Annotated in this window: 16 protein-coding genes; 9 read left to right on the top strand and 7 right to left on the bottom strand. The window is 41.2% G+C overall.

Going from position 1 to position 16,452, the window contains the following annotated elements:
* Positions 1-10 precede the first annotated feature (10 nt).
* Entirely contained in the window at positions 11-796 is a 786-nt protein-coding gene (locus AUO94_RS13255; protein ID WP_058384667.1) for an ABC transporter substrate-binding protein, read from the bottom strand.
* A 320-nt stretch (positions 797-1,116) separates the two neighbouring features.
* On the opposite strand from AUO94_RS13255, the gene pcp reads away from it, so the two are divergent.
* Complete coding sequence (gene pcp, locus AUO94_RS13260; protein WP_058384668.1) at positions 1,117-1,725, top strand: pyroglutamyl-peptidase I; 609 nt, start codon at positions 1,117-1,119, stop codon at positions 1,723-1,725.
* A gap of 36 nt (positions 1,726-1,761) precedes the next feature.
* Here the strand turns inward: pcp and AUO94_RS13265 are convergent, their stop codons facing one another.
* Positions 1,762-2,466: an HAD-IB family hydrolase gene (locus tag AUO94_RS13265; RefSeq protein ID WP_082707548.1), complete on the bottom strand. Its 705-nt coding sequence runs from the start codon at positions 2,464-2,466 to the stop codon at positions 1,762-1,764.
* 108 nt (positions 2,467-2,574) lie between these two features.
* Here AUO94_RS13265 and AUO94_RS13270 point away from each other — a divergent pair, with 108 nt between their 5' ends.
* Both AUO94_RS13270 and AUO94_RS13275 read left to right on the top strand, forming a co-directional pair.
* The gene (locus AUO94_RS13270; RefSeq protein WP_058384669.1) at positions 2,575-2,868 is read left to right on the top strand and encodes a hypothetical protein; all 294 of its coding nucleotides are present in this window, start codon (positions 2,575-2,577) and stop codon (positions 2,866-2,868) included.
* 225 nt (positions 2,869-3,093) lie between these two features.
* On the top strand, positions 3,094-3,699 hold the full coding sequence (locus AUO94_RS13275; protein WP_058384670.1) for a hypothetical protein: 606 nt from the start codon (positions 3,094-3,096) through the stop codon (positions 3,697-3,699).
* A gap of 46 nt (positions 3,700-3,745) precedes the next feature.
* Here the strand turns inward: AUO94_RS13275 and AUO94_RS17550 are convergent, their stop codons facing one another.
* Positions 3,746-3,874 carry a YhfH family protein gene (locus AUO94_RS17550; RefSeq protein ID WP_211272186.1) on the bottom strand — a complete coding sequence of 43 codons (129 nt, stop codon included), beginning with the start codon at positions 3,872-3,874 and terminating at the stop codon, positions 3,746-3,748.
* Between the two features lie 19 nt (positions 3,875-3,893).
* Positions 3,894-5,486 (bottom strand): malate synthase A, encoded by a 1,593-nt coding sequence (gene aceB / locus AUO94_RS13280; RefSeq protein WP_058384671.1) that lies wholly within the window; start codon positions 5,484-5,486, stop codon positions 3,894-3,896.
* 173 nt (positions 5,487-5,659) lie between these two features.
* On the opposite strand from aceB, the gene AUO94_RS13285 reads away from it, so the two are divergent.
* A complete protein-coding gene (locus AUO94_RS13285; RefSeq protein WP_058384672.1) occupies positions 5,660-6,310 on the top strand; it encodes a LytTR family DNA-binding domain-containing protein in 651 nt (216 codons plus the stop codon).
* A gap of 96 nt (positions 6,311-6,406) precedes the next feature.
* Positions 6,407-7,564: an aminotransferase class I/II-fold pyridoxal phosphate-dependent enzyme gene (locus tag AUO94_RS13290; protein WP_058384673.1), complete on the top strand. Its 1,158-nt coding sequence runs from the start codon at positions 6,407-6,409 to the stop codon at positions 7,562-7,564.
* Positions 7,565-7,718: 154 nt separating this feature from the next.
* Here AUO94_RS13290 and ahlS read toward each other — a convergent pair whose 3' ends face one another.
* Entirely contained in the window at positions 7,719-8,567 is an 849-nt protein-coding gene (ahlS, locus tag AUO94_RS13295) for an AhlS family quorum-quenching N-acyl homoserine lactonase (protein WP_058384674.1), read from the bottom strand.
* 116 nt (positions 8,568-8,683) lie between these two features.
* Positions 8,684-10,048, bottom strand: a complete 1,365-nt coding sequence (locus tag AUO94_RS13300) for an aspartate kinase (RefSeq protein ID WP_058384675.1) — start codon at positions 10,046-10,048, stop codon at positions 8,684-8,686.
* A gap of 127 nt (positions 10,049-10,175) precedes the next feature.
* Between AUO94_RS13300 and AUO94_RS13305 the strand changes: the two genes are divergently transcribed.
* The 3 genes from AUO94_RS13305 to thrB are packed head-to-tail and all read left to right on the top strand — an operon-like array spanning position 10,176 to position 13,428.
* Positions 10,176-11,468, top strand: a complete 1,293-nt coding sequence (locus AUO94_RS13305) for a homoserine dehydrogenase (protein WP_058384676.1) — start codon at positions 10,176-10,178, stop codon at positions 11,466-11,468.
* A complete protein-coding gene (gene thrC, locus AUO94_RS13310) occupies positions 11,465-12,526 on the top strand; it encodes a threonine synthase (RefSeq protein ID WP_058384677.1) in 1,062 nt (353 codons plus the stop codon). Before AUO94_RS13305 ends, thrC begins: the two co-directional genes overlap by 4 nt.
* On the top strand, positions 12,523-13,428 hold the full coding sequence (gene thrB / locus AUO94_RS13315; RefSeq protein WP_058384678.1) for a homoserine kinase: 906 nt from the start codon (positions 12,523-12,525) through the stop codon (positions 13,426-13,428). The genes thrC and thrB overlap by 4 nt, the downstream gene beginning before the upstream one ends.
* Positions 13,429-13,484: 56 nt before the next feature.
* On the opposite strand, the gene AUO94_RS13320 is transcribed toward thrB, so the two are convergent.
* Positions 13,485-14,909 carry an NAD-dependent succinate-semialdehyde dehydrogenase gene (locus tag AUO94_RS13320; protein WP_058384679.1) on the bottom strand — a complete coding sequence of 475 codons (1,425 nt, stop codon included), beginning with the start codon at positions 14,907-14,909 and terminating at the stop codon, positions 13,485-13,487.
* A gap of 327 nt (positions 14,910-15,236) precedes the next feature.
* Between AUO94_RS13320 and AUO94_RS13325 the strand changes: the two genes are divergently transcribed.
* Positions 15,237-16,433, top strand: coding sequence for a hypothetical protein (locus tag AUO94_RS13325; protein WP_058384680.1), 1,197 nt, complete (start codon positions 15,237-15,239; stop codon positions 16,431-16,433).
* The last annotated feature ends 19 nt before the right edge of the window (positions 16,434-16,452 follow it).

Genomic DNA, 16,452 nt, shown 5'->3' on the forward strand with positions numbered 1-16,452 from the left:
ACAAGGTAATTTATTCTTCTTCAGTCAGCCATTGTTCTTTTAATTTATCTAACTCGCCGCTTTCTTCCATTTCAGCAAGTATGCCATTCACTTCTTCTACTAGCTCACTGCCTTTCGGGAAAGCAACGGCCATACCGGGTGAAGCAGTTGTTGGGTCATCAAATGCACCCAGATCCTGTGCTTCGATATAGCCAAGAGCCACTTGTTTATCCATGTAGGCGGCGTCGATACGACCAGATAAAATTTCTTGTATTAACGCACCAGAATCATCTAACGCTTTTAACTCGAAATTGATGCCTTCATCAGCGATAATGCTTTTTGCTCCTTCTTCTTGAATCGTTCCAAGTTGGACCCCAACACTTTTCCCCTCTAATGACTCAAGGCTAGTCAGTTCTGAATCTTTGACAGTGACAAACATTTCGCCAGAATGATTGTACTCTGTTGAAAAATCAACGTTTTCTTTACGTGATTCGGTAGCGGACATACCCGCAATGACCATATCAACCCGGTCGTTTTGCAACGCTCCGATCAAGCCATCAAATTTCATATCAGTAATTTCAAGTTCGTAGCCAAGTTCATCTGCTATATGGTTGGCAAGGTCAATGTCGAATCCGACAATATCACCTTCAGGATTGCGTGATTCAAATGGAGCGAATTCAGCGGATGTTGCCATTTCCAAAACCTTTTTTTCTCCTGAAGTTCCTGAATCACTTTCACTTGTGCTGTCATTTCCACAAGCCCCTAATAATAATGCAGACGATGCCAACAAAGCGATAAATGGTTTTTTCTTAATCATGTATATTCCTCCTGTTTAATGTATAATTATTCGGTATAATGAATTTTAACACAAGAGTTGGTAATTGAGAAGAGTTTTTTAATAGAGAATAGAAAAAAATGTGTTGATCTAACCCGGCTGTCCTTAGTAGGAAAGAATGACAAAATTGCGTATAATAACGACTAGGTAAATCGAATAAATAATCGTTCCTAGTAGTGGAAAGCCAGTTTAGTAGAATTTGTCTGCGCTACAGATCGTGCACTTTACTCTTAAGAACTGTGACAAGAAAAGTCTGTAATATAGGTAAGTGGAATATCAAGTTGAAACAGGAGGAGATAGCAATGAAAAAGTTATTATTGACCGGCTTTGAGCCATTTTTAGCTTATACAGTCAATCCAACGATGAAAATTGTTGAAGCACTAGATGGGACGATCATTGGTAACTACCAGGTTATCGGTAAAATAATGCCAGTGGATTTTAATTCTTCAGGAAAGGCTTTGCTCAAATTTATCGACGAGGAAGTTCCAGATGCAGTCGTTTCTCTCGGACTTGCAGCAGGACGCTATAAAATTACACCAGAGCGAATTGCTATTAACATCAAAGACGGAGATGCTGACAACGAAGGCAACAAACCTGTCGATGAGCTGATTAGAGAACAAGGAGAAGACGCGTATATGTCTACGCTGCCGATTCGGAAAATGGTGGACAGTCTGCTTGCGAAGGGGCTTCCCGCAACCATTTCGAATACAGCAGGTGCATATCTATGCAACAACGTCATGTATGAAGGATTGCATTACGCCAAGGTCCATAACCCCAAACTTCTTACTGGCTTTATTCACATTCCGGCGTCGCATGAATTAGCGATCGAGCACGGTGGGATTCCAAGCTGGTCTCACGAGGATCTACTAAAAGGCATTCGAATTTGCATTGAAACATTAAATGAGACATAAAAAACGGACTGCAATTGCAGTCCGCTTTTTTTATGATTAAATGATTTCCCAATGCCGTTGCTCAGCCACTGTACGCAGCTTAGACTTGGGTTGAACCGCTACTGGATGTCCAACGAGTTCAAGTACAGGTAAATCTGAGTGACTATCCCCATATGCGTAGCTATTAGCCCAATCAATATCTTGTCCTGCAAGTGCTTCTTTGATTTTTATTGTTTTTAACGGTCCTTGAACATGTGACAAGGGAGTACGATGATCGACGACGTTATTTTTATAGAGAATTTCTGTACCAATAATGGTCCTAATCGGCAATTGTTTAGTCACTGCGTGAAGAAGTGGCGTAAAAGCGCCAGATACGAGCATGACGTAATCGTTATTCGCCACATGGTTTTTCAGTCGCTCCACGACAGTCAGATTCAGATCGCCGTGCATTTGTTCAGCAATCTCCCCAAAATACTGCTCAAGTTCAGTTTGTGTAAAAGTGTCCAATGCGGCTAAATATGCCTGGACAGAACGTTCACGCATTTTCTGCTCAGGATAAATTTTCAGCTTATGACCGATATAAGGAGGCATAATGGTACGATAAAATTGACGATAGCGGCTGCTATGTTCAGGATGGTTCTTTAAATGGTTCATCATCAACTGAAACGTTTCCTTCGAATACAAAGTTCCATCAAAATCAAATATAGCTACGCGCAAAGCGATCAACTCCGGTTTCTCAATTTTTTCTGCTCTTTCCATCATAGCGGAAATCGAGAGCATCTTCCAGTGAATGGCAAATGAAGGTTTATGCATTTTCAATTGACGGGTATAGAAGAAGAAACGATAGATTAAGCTACAGGAGGTTTTAACATGGAAAAGCAACACATTACCGTCGGATACGTCGAATTATCACCAGATGAAGCTGAACGATTATTTGAAGAAGTTAAAAAAGATAACGGCATTAAAACTTACAAAGAGCTCCAAGGCTTGATGGATGATTATGATTCAGCCATCATCGAACCAGAAGCACGTCCACTTGCTGAAATTTTAGATGGAGACGAAGCGCCCAACGGACGAGAACAAGGCGGCATTCGTTATATCGAAGTTTTTAACAAGCTTGAAGAAGATCGACGATACCGTTTCAAATCATCCAACCAACAATAAGACAACTGTCTAACAAGTGCTTGATTAAAAAACATCGTACGATCCAACAACAAAAATTTCATGAAAATATCAACATCCCAATTCTCGACGTTCGAGTCACTTGAACGATGATTGTTGAGGGTGTTTTTTTGTTGTAAGAAAATTGGAACTTTTAAGAGGCTGATTCGTATAATAGTAAATGATTTTTTTGAAATAGGTTGTAATCATTCAAAGGGGGAATTAAAGATGAACATTTTCACAAGGAATAGATGGCTTTTAGGATTCCTACTCGTAGTTGTTTCTTGTTTACTCATCGTGGGTTGTTCTAGTAACGAAAAAGCAAAAACAGCAGAAGCTGAAAAACCAACCGAGTCGCTTGAAAAAGACAAAGCGGCAATTCAAGCCGTCATTGAAAAACAATTTAATGGACCAGACAACAGGTACCGACAATTATGGGACGCAGCAACGGAAATTCAAACAGCCAATATGAACGAGGAACAGTATGACGCTTGGCTCAAGACGCCAGAATACAACGCATTAATCGATTATATGAACAGTACGTACGCTTCTTATTTTACTGAAAATGCCTATGAAACCTTTAGGAACACAGATGCATTTCTCTATAGTTACTCAGATCGAGAATACAAACTCACAACTTCTGCGATTGAAATCACTCAAAGCGAAAAGGAGAGGACCCTTTATCCTTTCACATTCCAAGTCATGTATGAAAACGAATCAGGAGAAACTGAGATAGTTGATTTTGAAGGACAAGCCATCGTGCCAGTAGCAGGAAAAATCGGTAAAATTCAATTTAACAATCAAGAGAAATTGCTACAAAAAATCGAAGAATAACAATGAAAAGAGGAAAACCAGTAAAGTGGTTTTCCTCTTTTCACTGTTATTCTTCTTGCTTCCCGATGCAGCGTTCGCATTCATAAATGATCGATTCACGTTGTTCGTTTATCTCACAACCACATTCCCGGCATTCTTTTTTCGTCCGGATTTCGTATGTTTGAGTGTTTGTCATGTCGATCTCCTCCAATCGTTTAGTTTAGGATTTCATAACCTGGCAGTGTCAAAAATTCAGCGAATTCATTTTGTACGGTAAGGTTTATAAACAATGCACGAGCTTCTACGTAATTTCCAGATGAATAGTTGTCTTCGCCAACTGCTTGTTGAATTTTACTAACTTCTTCTTCCAACACTTCATGAAATAAAGGAAGATCAATTTTTCGGCCGTCGTCGAATCGTCCTTTTGGATGGCGAATCCATTGCCATACTTGCGAACGAGAAATTTCAGCTGTTGCAGCATCTTCCATCAAGTTATTAATTGGCGCTGCGCCGTTTCCAGATAACCAAGAAGCGATGTATTGAATGCCGACTGAAATATTCGAGCGTAGTCCGTCTTCAGTAATGGTACCTGTTGGCACTTCAACTAATTGTTCAGCTGTTACTTGGACGTCTTCGCGCTTATTATCAATTTGGTTCGGTGTTGGCATATGCTCATTAAACTGTTCCATCGCGATTGCAACCATTCCAGGATGTGCAACCCACGTACCATCGTGTCCGTCCATCGCTTCGCGTCGTTTGTCTTCTGCGACTTTCTGGAAGGCAACTGTGTTGGCATCATCATTTCCTTTGACTGGAATTTGGGCAGCCATGCCGCCAAGAGCCGGTGCATTACGCTTGTGGCAAGTTTGAATACAAAGTTGCGTATACGCGCGCATAAACGGTACAGTCATTGTCACTTGAGAGCGATCTGGGAAAATATATTCGGGTAAATTACGCAGTCGTTTAATCACGCTAAAGATATAATCCCAACGTCCACAGTTCAGACCAGCAGAGTGGTCACGCAATTCGTATAAAATTTCATCCATTTCAAAAGCAGCCAGAATCGTTTCAATCAACACAGTTGCGCGAATCATGCCTTGTGGAATCTCTAGCTCATTTTGTGCGAAGACGAATACATCATTCCATAAACGAGCTTCCAAATGACTTTCTAATTTGGGGAGGTAAAAATAAGGGCCAGTTCCCCGATCAATCAGTTGTTGTGCATTATGGAAAAAGTATAATCCGAAATCGACAAGACTGCCGGAAATTGGCTGGCCATTAATATGAATATTCTTCTCCATCAAATGCCAACCACGAGGTCGAACCATTAACACCGCAGTTTCTTTATTTAATGCGTATTTTTTTCCGGTTTCAGGAATTTCAAAATCAATTTGTCTTCGAACCGCATCACGTAAGTTGATTTGACCGTCAATAACGTTAAACCAATTTGGTGCAGTAGCATCTTCTAAATCAGCCATAAACATCTTGGCACCAGAGTTTAATGCATTAATGAGCATTTTGCGGTTTGTGGGTCCCGTGATTTCAACGCGGCGATCCTTCATATCTTCCGGCAGGGGAGCAATCGTCCATTTGTTATGTCGAATGTGCTTTGTTTCTGGAAGAAAGTCAATTTTCTTACCAGCATCAATTTCTTGTTGGCGTGTTTGACGTTTTTTTAACAGTTTGACACGACGTTGATCAAAGTTATGATGTAGCTTTTCAATAAAATCTAGCGCTTCGGGTGTTAAAATCGTCTCTATTCCTGGTACATCTTGACCTGTTATCGTAACATTCGATTTTGTTAACAACTAAATCATTCCTCTCTAAAAATAATTTTTAGTAACTGTATTAATACAGTTTATTTTGATGTATATTAATATATAACAGAAAATTCTAACTGTCTTGTAAACAGGATGGAAAGGAACATTCGGCGACAAAAGCGATTATTAGGCGATAAGCACATTTGGAAGGGGAGCTGGGGATGACTACTAGTATGTTGGAACAAATCGGATTTATCATTGGAGATTGGATTCCGAAAGAAGCATCGATTGCGATTGCAGATGAAGAGAGCTATATCTACTATAAAGCGGGAGTTCATGATTTGCAGATTCGAGAAGGGCAACTGGTTTTACCCGGCAGTATCGCTGCGCGTGCTAAAAAAGAAAAACAACGAATCGAAATGTTTGTGGAAGAGTCTATTCTCGGAACAGCGTATTACGGTATTGGTTATCCGATCAAGTTAGTGGAAAAAGAAGGCGTTCTTGTTATTATTCTGCCTCCCGATTACTTGGTTCGTAAAAACAAACCAATTCAATTCCTAACAGGGAAATTTCAAGACACGTGGCGTCCCATTCCAGTAAACAAGGTATCCCATATTGAAAGCAGCCAAAAGAAAACATGGTTTTATACAGATGATGAAACCTATTGTGCAATTCATACGTTGAAAAACTTAAAGCATCAATTGCCGGATAGCTTCTTGCCAGTTCATCGGTCATATATTGTGAATATTGACTATATAGAAGAGATATCTCGAGACATCGCCTCAAACTATCAATTGACACTGAAAGACGGCTCAATTTTACCGGTTAGCCAAAATTATACAGCAAGTGTTAGAGCGCGACTCGGGTTCTGAAGCTCCAATACGACAGCAGGAGGAACAGTATTGTGTGCTATAGTTATCTGTGAACTTAATTATAATAGAACTTAGTTAAAAGAAAGGTTGTCACTCATGCCTATTTCAATCAACAGCCAGATCGAAGCTATTCAAATTTCGGGTATACGTCAATTTTCAAACCAATTGGTCGATTTTCCAGATGCGATTAACCTGACAATCGGTCAGCCAGATTTTCCAACGCCTGAACCAATTAAGCAAGCTGGAATCGAGGCGATCCGGCACAATCATACGAACTATACACATAATGCAGGAATGCTCGAATTGCGGACAGAAATCGCTTCTTTTTTTCAGGATACTTATGAGTTGAACTTTGAGCCGAAAACAGAAATCATCGTTACCAATGGTGCAAGCGAAGGCTTGGATTCTCTATTTCGAGCGATTTTAGAAAAAGGGGACGAAGTTATTTTACCTGCCCCGGCCTACCCTGGATACGAGCCAATTATTAAGTTGTGTGGAGGCAAAGTGGTTTATTTGGACATGTCAGATACGGGATTCCAACCAGATCCAACGCGTTTAGAAAGCTTAATCACAGACCGCACGAAAGCGGTATTGATGAATTTTCCATCTAATCCAACAGGCGTCACAATGGATTCTACGCAGCTTGAAAAAGTTGCAGCTGTATTAGAAAAACACGAGGTCTTTGTCGTAACCGACGAAATTTACAGCGAAAACGCATACGGTGACAAGCATGTTACGGTTGCGCATTTTGAAAAGATGCGCAACCGTACATTCTTAGTTCACGGTCTGTCAAAATCGCATTCCATGACAGGTTGGAGAATTGGTTTTGTACTGGGCCCAGAAATGTATATGAAACACGTGTTAAAGGTTCATCAATACAACGCCATTTGTGCATCCGTACCAAGCCAGTATGCAGCGCTTGAAGCGGTGAAAAATCAGCGTCATGTTCCTGCTGAAATGAATAAAGAATATGTCAAACGAAGAGATTTTGTTTACAGTCGCCTGACAGTGATGGGCATTGATGTGATTTTGCCAAAAGGTGCCTTTTACATTTTTCCATCAATTGAAAAATTCGGCATGACTTCTTTCGAGTTTGCAACACGGTTATTAAGAGAAGCAGGAGTCGCAGCAGTTCCTGGTTCTGCATTTACACGTTACGGAGAAGGATTTATCCGGATTTCTTATGCTTGCAGCATGAAGGACCTTGAAGAAGGCATGAATCGATTAGAAAAATTCATTCAAAGCTTAACGTGATTGGTGAAACCGTTATTTCTTACGGACATTGGCGTAAACGATGATAGAGGTTTAGTTATTGAAATATGGATGTAACCAGATAAAAGCCCTTTGCCAGTACTTGGCGAAGGGCTTTTGAGTTTTAGTGAATTAACTTTGGCTTATCCTAAATTCGTTACTCATAATAGCCTTCAGTCGATTTACGGAAAGTCTTAAACTGTGCAGCGTCATGACCAAACCACACATCAGAATTGGTTTCTTGCGACAGTCTGCGGATTTTTTCAACAGCTGACGTATAGCCGACAGAATCATATAAAATGCCAGGTGGCTTAACGGGAGGACCAAAGCTTTCGGCCGTATAAATAGCATCAGATGCAAGAATAATGCCACCCGTTTCGGGAAGTTGAATTTGCAGACCGAGCATTCCCCAAGCATGCCCACTGCCAAAATTCAGCAATTTGATTCCTTCGGCTAGTTGAAGTCCATCCTCAGTTCGTTTGACAGTTTTCCATTGTAGATTGCTTTTAATCCAAGCATCAATATCGCCCCAAATATAAGCACCTTCTTTCGTGTTCCTCGCATAGGTTTGAAGGGCTCCATTTAGTTCATCTTCGTGAACGATAATGGTCGCATTGGTGAATAATTCAAGACAGCCTGCATGATCCAAATGGAGATGAGAAGCAACAACGTATTTAATATCTTCTGGACGAACGCCAAGCTCATCTAACCGGTTATGCAAATAGCATTCTTCCGGCATGTCAATCGGAAAAAGAGATTGTGTTACTTTGCCCCAGCGTCCTTCAGCACCCATGGAATTTGGGTTACATGCTGTATCAAATAAAATTTTGCCTTCCGGGTGATCAATCAATACTGTATAAACGGGAAATGTAGCCATTTCACTTGGCGGATTCGGGTTTTCCAAACTCGCCGGATTGTGCATGGAAATTAAAAAATTCTTGTCCATGCTCAAGGTACCGTTGTCCATTACGTATAGCTTTGGGTGTGGCTTAATAATACCAGTCATCAATGTTCCCCCTCTCAGAATAATTCCATACTATCACAATTTTCAGTTAATGTACCGAGACAAATAAAAAACTCTTGAGTAGCGAGCTCAAGAGTTAAAAGATGGGGGAGTGTTGATTAATGAACCAAAGCAGGTTCAAAGAATTCTTTGTACAATTCGTTCAATATTTTTTGTTCATCTTCTTTCAAGATGCCAAACACCAAACTCACTTCAGAAGAGCCTTGGTTGATCATTTCAATATTGACACCAGTTCTAGCAAAAGCGTTCGCGGCACGAGCTGTCAGTCCTTTTTGATTGTTCATGCCTTCTCCAACAAGAACAATCATAGAAAAATCACTTCGGATGTGAACGTCATCAGCTTGCAGTTCTGATTTAACGCGTTCTACAATGCGCTGCTCTTTATCAACAGTCAATTGGTGACTGCGCAAAATAACGGAAAGGTTATCAATGCCAGACGGGATGTGTTCATATGAGATATCTTCGTCTTCTAATATTTGCAGCAGTCTCCGGCCAAAACCAACTTCGCGGTTCATCAAGTATTTACTGACGTATAAAGTTGAGAAGCCACTATCAGCTGATATGCCTGTAACAGGACGTAAGGAATGATCTCGCTCTGCAACAATCATCGTTCCGGGTGCTGATGGATTGTTGGTATTACGGATACATAAAGGAACAGACGCTTTAAAGACAGGCATAAGGGCTTCGTCGTGAAGAACCGCAAATCCAGCATAGGAAAGCTCACGCATTTCACGGTAAGTCATTTGTTCGATTTCAACAGGGTTTTCAACAACACGGGGATTAGCTGCAAAGACGCAGTCCACGTCGGTAAAGTTTTCATATAACTCTGCCTGAACTGCAGCTGCTAAAATAGAGCCGGTAATATCTGAGCCACCGCGTTCGAAAGTTCGTAATTGGCCTCTTTTTGTATACCCGAAAAAGCCTGGGAAAACAGTTATCGTTTTTTTGTTGCGCAAGTCAGACAAATTGTCGTAAGCTTCTGGAAGAGCTTGTGCACGCTCGGGTAAGTCGTTTACAAACAACCCTGCATCAAATGGGTTGACGTATTCTGCAGCTAACCCGATAGATGTTAAGTAAGCAGCTACTAGTTTCGCAGAGTTATCTTCACCGCTCGCTTTAATTGAGTCTGCAAAAAGAGGAGGTGAACTTTTGTCTGCTTGAAGACGGTTCAACAAATCGGTTTCAATGATTTTCTTGATGTCTTCGTCTAGTCCTAATCCATCAGCGATTTCAGCATACCTTTCCATAACGTTGGCAAGAGGAGTTGCTGTTGGTTCGTCACGTAATGCCGCTGCTGATAGATGAATGAGCAAATCTGTCATTTTTACGTCTCCATCAAATCTCTTGCCTGGAGCAGAGACAACGACGATTTTGCGAGAAGGCTCTGCTTTAACAATTGCAGCCACTTTTTTTATCTGTTGTGCACTAGCTACTGATGTCCCGCCAAATTTGCTTACTTTCATCTAATCAAGTCCCATCTTTTTTAATAGTCTGTAAAAAGGTTGTTTTAACTAAGATATAATACTATAATGTCCCTATGACAAAAACAATTGTTTTTTCACAGTGTACACACCATGGGAGGAATCGTCAATGAAAAACGAAATTTCAATCGGATTATTAGGCCTTGGAACAGTGGGCAGCGGGGTTGCTAAAATCATCCAGCAGCATCAGCAGGATTTGCATCATAAATTAGGTGCCCAAGTTCTAATCGGAAAAGTACTGGTCAGAGATACAAATAAGGACCGACTTTCTAGTTTAGATCCGAGTGTATTCACGACGGACATAGAAGAGATATTGAATGATTCTTCTCTCGACATCATTGTAGAAGTGATGGGTGGCATAGATGGTGCAAAACTAGCGATTGAAAAAGCGCTTAGAGCAGGTAAGCAAGTTGTGACAGCGAATAAAGACGTCATGGCAGAATACGGTCACGATTTATTGAAATTAGCAGACGCTGAAAAATGCGATCTTTTCTATGAAGCCAGTGTTGCCGGGGGTGTACCGATTATCCGCACTTTAGAAGATGGTCTTGCTTCTGATCGAATCTCTAGTTTGATGGGAATTGTCAATGGCACAACAAACTTTATCTTAACAAAAATGAAAAAAGAAAACATGAGCTACGATGATGCATTAGCCGAAGCAACTGAATTAGGATATGCCGAAGCTGACCCATCAGCGGATGTTGATGGGATCGACGCAGCACGGAAGATGGTTATCCTATCTTCACTGGCATTCTCTACAGAAGTGCATTTAGATGACGTACTCGTCAGAGGCATGAAAGAAATCCGTGATGGCGATTTGGAGCTGGCGACTAAATTTGGTTACACGATGAAAATGGTTGGTTCTTCAACAAAAGACGAAGACGGCATCGAAGTTTCAGTGGAACCTATTTTTCTCGCAAACTCGCATCCATTGGCGTCCGTTAACAATGAATTCAATGCCGTATACATATATGGAGATGCTGTAGGTGAAACGATGCTTTATGGTCCCGGAGCAGGATCTTTGCCGACTGCAACTTCAGTTGTTTCTGATATCATCGCAGCTTGTCGCAACTTACAGCTTGGTGTCAACGGAAAACGTGCGCATTCAGCGCAACACGAACGTGTTATTAAACCAGAAGCAAAACGTTTTGCGAAATATTGCCATCGCTTGCTAGTAAATGATGAAGTTGGCGTTTTATCCAAAATGACTTCAATTTACAGTAAGCACGAGGCGAGCATTCAATCAGTTATGCAGTCGCCCGCTGAAGAAGTTGGCAAAGCAGAATTAGTCTTGCTGACTCACCAGATTTCCCGACAACAACATTTAGATGTATTGAGTGACTTAGAAGGAACGGCGAGCGTTATCAGCCATTACCGCATAGAAGGGGAGGAAACAGCATGAGATGGCAAGGGTTAATCGAGGAACATAAAGAGTGGCTTCCAGTTACAGAAAATACTCCTTCACTGACTTTGCAAGAAGGCAATACACCGCTGGTTCGTTTGGAAAAACTATCAAAAGAGTGGGGAATTGAGCTTTACGCAAAACTAGAAGGTGCCAATCCGACAGGTTCTTTTAAAGATCGCGGCATGGTGATGGCTGTCGCCAAAGCAAAAGAAGAAGGCAAAACTGTATTGATCTGTGCGTCAACAGGCAACACGTCGGCCTCGGCTGCAGCATATGGTGCAAGAGCCGGTATGCGGACGATTGTTGTCATTCCAGAAGGCCGCATTGCGCTCGGGAAACTGGCACAGGCAAAAATGTATGGAGCGGAGATTCTTGAAATCAAAGGGAATTTTGATGAAGCACTGCAAATGGTTCGTGAAGTTGGCCAAGAAGCAGGCATTGCTTTGGTCAATTCGGTCAATCCTTACCGCTTAGAAGGACAGAAAACAATCGCATTTGAAGTGATTGATCAATTAGGGCAAGTACCAGATATCTTCGCATTGCCAGTTGGTAACGCAGGCAACATTTCAGCTTCTTGGAAAGGCTTTACAGAATATGCGGAGCGCACTGGTGAAAAACGTCCGGTGCTTCTCGGCATCCAAGCAGCAGGTGCAGCACCCATCGTCCATAATAAAGTTGTGGAAAATCCAGAGACGGTAGCAACTGCTATTCGCATTGGGAATCCAGCAAGTTGGCAATTAGCGCTGGATGCTTTAAATCAATCAAATGGAACGATTTTAGCAGCTACTGATGAAGAAATCCTTGAAGCTTATCAGCTCTTGGCTCGAACTGAGGGGATATTTGCTGAACCGGCTTCGTGTGCTTCTATTGCAGGGATCAAAAAGCAAGTAGAAAATGGCATGTTGAAAAAAGGGGTAAAAGTGGTTGCTGTTTTGACAGGAAATGGACTGAAAGATCCTGAAACAGCAATTTCAGTTAATCAGCACAAAGCACTTCTCGTTCCAGAAGATATGGAACGTTTCTGGGAGGATTTGAAAAAAGGAGTGAGCGTATGAACTGGAAAGAATTCTCAGTGACTGTGCCTGCATCGACCGCAAACCTAGGTCCCGGATTTGATTCGATTGGTCTAGCATTAGATCTTCATATGGTCGTCCATGTGTCTCCCGCGATCACGTGGCTTGTCGAATACAACAATCAAGGCTATCAGCAGATTGAGACCGGTACTGACAATCTGATTGTCGCAACGGCACAGTTTGTTGCGGAAAAGTATGATCAATCACTGCCGGCTGCGAAATTGGCAGTGGATACAGAAATTCCTTTAAGCAGAGGTCTTGGCAGCAGTGCAACAGCGATCGCTGCTGGCATCGAAATTGCCGATCGTTTGATGGGTTTAAAACTGTCAATGAAAGAGAAATTGAAAATCGGAACAGAATTAGAAGGACATCCGGACAATATCTCAGCTTCACTTCTTGGTGGGCTAACGATTTCTTATTTTGATGAACAAGAGTTAGAAATTGTTCACGTCCCAGAAGTAGAAATTGGGGTTGTTATATTAATTCCTCCTACGGAATTTCTGACTTCAGAATCGCGTGAACTCCTGCCAAAAACCTTGTCTCATAAAACGGCTGTGCAAGGGAGTGCTGCAGGCAATGTTGTGTCTGCGGCTTTAGCAAAGGGAGACTGGCAGACAGCGGGACGCATAATGCAAAAAGATGTTTTTCATGAACCTTATCGTAAAGACAAATTCCCTAAATTTGATGCGATACAGCAAAGTTGCCTTGAACTTGAGGTGTTTGGTTCAGCTATTAGTGGAGCAGGACCTTCTTTGTTTATCGCAGTGGAAAAAGGAAGAGAAACGGCAGTAGCGGAACACTTGGCAAAAGAATTTCCGCTATACGAATGTTTAGTTACAAAACCATCTTCTACAGGAATCAACATATGTGAAACAGTTGTATAAAAGGATAAAGAAGCTACCCGGGAATTTCCGGATAGCTTCTTTTTTATCGGCAGAATTTAAATTTTGATTGAAACGTACTTTGTTTCCAAAAATGCATCTAAACCTTCTTGGCCACCTTCTCGACCGACACCACTTTCTTTCATTCCGCCAAATGGAGCCTGAGCAGTAGAAGGAGCTCCATCGTTCCAGCCGACAATGCCGTAATCTAGATTTTCAGATAGATAAGTACCACGAGACATGCTTTCGGTAAAGAAGTAAGCAGCCAAGCCAAAGCGTGTATCATTTGCTAATTTGACGGCTTCTTCATCTGTTTCAAAAGACATAATGGGAGCAACAGGACCAAAAGTTTCCTCATTCATGACTAACATATTTGAAGTTGCATCAACCAATACTGTTGGGTTATAGAAATAAGCATTGTTCTCTGAACGCCCATTTCCGCCAACAAGCACTTTAGCGCCTTTTTCAATAGCGTCGTCAACGTGTTTTTGAACTTTATCATAACCATCTTTGTCGACTAAAGGACCTATCTGCACGCCTTCTTCTAGTCCGTTGCCTACTTTTAAGTTGCCAGCAGCTTGTTTAAGTTTCTGTGAAAACTCTTCGACAATGCTTTGCTGCACATAAATGCGGTTGCCACATACACAAGTTTGTCCGGCATTTCGGAACTTCGATGCCATAACCCCTTCAATTGCTAAGTCCATGTCCGCATCTTCTAAAACGATAATGGGTGCGTGACCTCCTAGTTCTAAAGACAAGTTCAACATCGTTTCTGATGCTTGTTTCATTAATTCTTTACCAATTTCAGTCGAACCGGTAAACGTTAACTTACGGACGTCTGGATGACTGGTGAACACTTTACCGATTTTGCTGGCACTGCCAGTCACCAGGTTGATGACGCCTTTAGGAAATCCAGCTTCAATAGCAAGTTCGTACATTTTGACTGCCGTCAATGGTGTCATTTTCGCCGGTTTGGCTACAAATGTACACCCTGCAGCAAGTGCAGGAGCCATTTTTCTTGCCATCATTGCTGCTGGAAAATTCCAAGGTGTAATAGATACTACCACGCCAACTGGTTGTTTGTTAATTTGAATTCGTTTGCCTTCTTTACTCGCCGGTATTGTGCGACCATACATGCGCTTGCCTTCTTCAGCAAACCAAGAGACGAATGAAGCGGAATATTCTACCTCTCCGATGGCTTCGGAAAGAGGTTTGCCCATCTCTTTCGTCAGAATTTCACCAATTTCTTTTTTGTGTTCGAGCAATAAATCATGCCATTTCATTAAAAGTTCAGCACGATGGTAGGCAGTTGTTTTCGACCATTCTGGAAAAGCTAAAGCCGCAGCCTCGATTGCAGCGGTGGCTTCTTGTTCGCCTCCGTTAGGCACTGATCCGACAACTTCACCAGTTGCGGGATTTATCACTTCAATCTTGCCATCTCCTGTATCAGTCCAGTCACCATTAATGTAATGTCTACCTTTCATTCTTCTGAATCCTCCTTTTGATTTACACTTATCCTCAATAAATACCTCTTATTGTTATTGCGTAAACGTTCAAGCAAAAGCTTAATATACAATGTTCACGAAATGTACACATTTTAAAGGAAGTGCATGAACTAATTCAATATGCAATATATAGCAATTGGGAGCGCTTTCTAAAAAAGACAGTTAAACTAAAAAGAATATTATTTTGGAATAGTCTTTTTATTCCATTCATTATTGAGTTATATTGTGCTACTATTTTGATATTAAGAAAAATTCAGCGGAACACTAAAGGGTTGTTCGCTGAAAAAGAAAAAGGAGGAAACAAGTATGTCTCAGATGCTGGCATTAGCAATTTTGATTTTAGTATTATTTATAGGCGAAGCAGTTTCAATTCGCACAAAAGCATGGATTCCTTCGATTTTTGTCAGTGGGGTTTTGTTCTTACTCGGATTTTGGACATTCTTTCCTCCTGAAATTGTTACACTTGCAGGAGTTCCACCGGCTGTTGCCGTCATGCTTATTTATTTACTAATCACAAATATGGGCACTTTATTGTCTTTGCAAGAATTAAAAAGTCAGTGGAAAACAATCTTAATTGCGATATCAGGTATTTTAGGAATCATTGCCGCGTTATTTGGCATCGGTACTTTGTTATTCGATTTTGAAACAGTGGTAGTTGCTATTCCACCTCTAGTCGGAGGATTGGTATCTGCTTTAATCATGTCAGAAGGAGCTGCTGCTGCAGGACTTCCAACGTTAGCCGTCTTTGCAATCATCATTTATGTCGTACAAGGATTTGCAGGATATCCATTGACCTCGATTATGTTGAAAAGAGAAGGCAAAAACCTTTTGAAGAAGTACAGAAATAACGAACTGACAGCTAAGCAAATGCCTGGCGAACAACAAGAAACTACAGGGAAACCAGTTAAAGAACCACGGATGTTTGCGAAGATGCCGGATAAATACAATACCGACTTCTTTAAGTTTTTCCGCTTAGCTTTTGTTGGTTATCTTGCTTATTTAACTTCTGTTCTAATAGCTCCGGTAGTAGAAATCAGTCCTTTCGTTTTATGTCTATTGTTTGGTGTTATCGCGCGTAGCATTGGTTTCTTAGAACGCCATCCACTACAAAAAGCGAATGGTTTTGGATTCGCGATTATGGGCTTATTGCTATTTATTTTTGATGGCTTAAAAAATGCTACCCCAAGCATGATGGTAGAAATAATGTATCCGCTTATTGGCTGTATTGTTATTGGTGTTGCAGGAATGTACATTTTTTCATTAATCGTCGGTAAGCTTCTGAAAGTTAGTAAAGAAATGGCGTTTGCAGTTTCTTTGACTGCTCTTTACGGATTCCCAGCAGATTATATTATTACGGTAGAAGTCATCAATTCCTTGACTAAAGACGAAAAAGAACGCGAAGTTCTAACAAGTCATATGTTGCCGCCAATGCTAGTGGCAGGCTTTATTACGGTCACAATTGTTTCTGTTATATTAGCTGGAATATTTGTCGGGTTTCTATAAACGGCAACACCGTGTTGAT

Source organism: Planococcus kocurii (assembly GCF_001465835.2).
Lineage (GTDB): Bacteria > Bacillota > Bacilli > Bacillales_A > Planococcaceae > Planococcus > Planococcus kocurii.